At 64.9% G+C, this 1,996-nt stretch carries 1 protein-coding gene and 1 pseudogene; one reads left to right on the top strand and one right to left on the bottom strand.

Translation table 11 applies throughout. The annotated features are described in order from the left end of the window. Nucleotides 1–675 (bottom strand): annotated as a pseudogene (locus EN879_RS33640) (competence protein); the annotation flags it as partial. A gap of 102 nt (nucleotides 676–777) precedes the next feature. On the opposite strand from EN879_RS33640, the gene gltX reads away from it, so the two are divergent. Next, nucleotides 778–1,996 (top strand): glutamate--tRNA ligase (gltX, locus tag EN879_RS33635; protein WP_127274592.1); only part of this gene is annotated, 1,219 nt, incomplete at its 3' end.

Raw genomic sequence — 1,996 nt, 5'->3', positions numbered from 1 at the left:
CACGTCAGCCGGGATCTTGCGTGCCGAAAGCCGTACCCGTTCCGGCGCATAGCGCAGTTTCGGTCTTGCGGTCGATGTTACGTCGATGGTCAGCCGGATACGGCCAGTTTCCATACGGTCGAGCGAGACGACGCGGCCGGTCACCTGCGTCGAGATTTCCGAGCCCAACATTTGTGTGCCCGCACGCCACGTCTCGACCTTGGCAGCAAGCAGCCCTAGGGCGCACAAAAGTGCCGCCATGAAACACAGATGGGTCTTTGGCCATGAGCGCGAGACCAGCGCACAGATCCCCGTCAGGATGACAACCGCGACAGGTCTCGCAAAGTCGGGTTCAGCCGTCAGCGAAAAATAGCCGATCGCTCCGATCGCAAGGCAGACCGGTACCAGCAGGAAGGCCACGCCCCGGTCGAGTTCCAGGCTCGCCGCCATGTTCACGCTGTGGCGCAGGCGTGGCAGTGATATCAGGCCGATCTGCCGGCGCACGCGCACGATCCTGCCGGTTCCGGCAACAGGAACAGAGGCGGCGATACCCGTTTGCAAGGGCAGCTTGCCGGAATCCGGCACGAGGGGCGACGGCGGCGGCAATGAGGCTGGCAGAGGCGCAAACAGGGACCGTTCGCTGACGCCAATGGCAGCGTCCTCGCCCTGATCCGAGCCCCAGCCTCGTCCAGCCATCGGGTCTGCCCCTTGCGCCCTCGACACCCTATGCTACATGAACGCGCAAAGCGCGAAAGTCCGCGCGACCGCACCCCGCTTCAGATGGTTTCCGAGAGTTCCATGTCCGACAAGGTCGTCACCCGTTTTGCCCCCTCGCCCACCGGCTATTTGCACATAGGCGGCGCGCGCACGGCGCTGTTCAACTGGCTGTATGCAAAGCACACCGGCGGCACGATGCTGCTGCGCATCGAGGACACCGATCGCGAACGCTCCAATGAAGCCGCGACGGCTGCCATCCTCGACGGGCTTTCCTGGCTTGGCCTGAGCTGGGACGGCGAGCCGGTGTCGCAGTTCGAGCGTGCGCCCCGCCACCGCGAGGTGGCCGAGGAGCTCGTGCGCATCGGCAAGGCCTATTATTGCTACGCCACGCCAGCCGAACTGGAGGCCATGCGCGAGGCCGCCAGAGCCAAGGGGCTGCCACCCCGCTACGATGGCCGCTGGCGCGACCGCGACCCCTCAGAGGCACCCGCAGGTGCCAAGGGCGCCATCCGCATCAAGGCGCCGACCGAAGGCGAGACCGTCGTCCATGACCGGGTCCAGGGCGACGTGCGCTTTCCTAACAAGGATCTCGATGACTTCATCATCCTGCGTTCCGACGGCAATCCCACTTACATGCATGCCGTCGTCGTCGACGATCATGACATGGCCGTCACCCACATCATCCGCGGCGACGACCATCTGACCAACGCCGCCCGCCAGACCGTCATCTACAACGCCATGGGCTGGGACGTGCCGTCCATGTCGCATATCCCGCTGATCCACGGCGCCGATGGCGCCAAGCTATCGAAGCGGCACGGCGCGCTTGGCGTCGAGGCTTATCGCGCCATGGGCTACCTGCCGGAGGCGCTGCTCAACTACCTGGCGCGTCTCGGCTGGAGCCATGGCGACGACGAGATCATGTCGATCAAGGACATGATTTCCTGGTTCGACATCGGCGACGTCAACAAGGGCGCGGCGCGCTTCGACTTCGCCAAGCTGGAGGCAATCAACGGCGCACATATGCGTCGCATGAGCGATGCCGAACTGTTCGACATCTTCATCGCCACCCTGCCCTACCTCGAAGGTGGCCCGGCGATCGCCGCACGCCTGAACGACAGCACCAAGGCGCAGTTGCTGGCAGCGCTTCCGGGCCTGAAGGAGCGCGCCAAGACGCTGGTGGAGCTCGTCGACGGCGCGGCCTTCCTGTTTGCCACGCGACCGCTGCCGATCGACGACAAGGCGGCCCTTCTGCTCACCGACGATGCCCGCAAGCCCGTTCAAAGCTTCGTGAGCACTGCGC

The sequence above is a fragment of the Mesorhizobium sp. M7A.F.Ca.AU.002.02.1.1 genome (assembly GCF_003998535.1).
Classification (GTDB): Bacteria; Pseudomonadota; Alphaproteobacteria; order Rhizobiales; family Rhizobiaceae; genus Mesorhizobium; species Mesorhizobium ciceri.
This window is presented reverse-complemented; position numbering and strand designations above follow the sequence as displayed.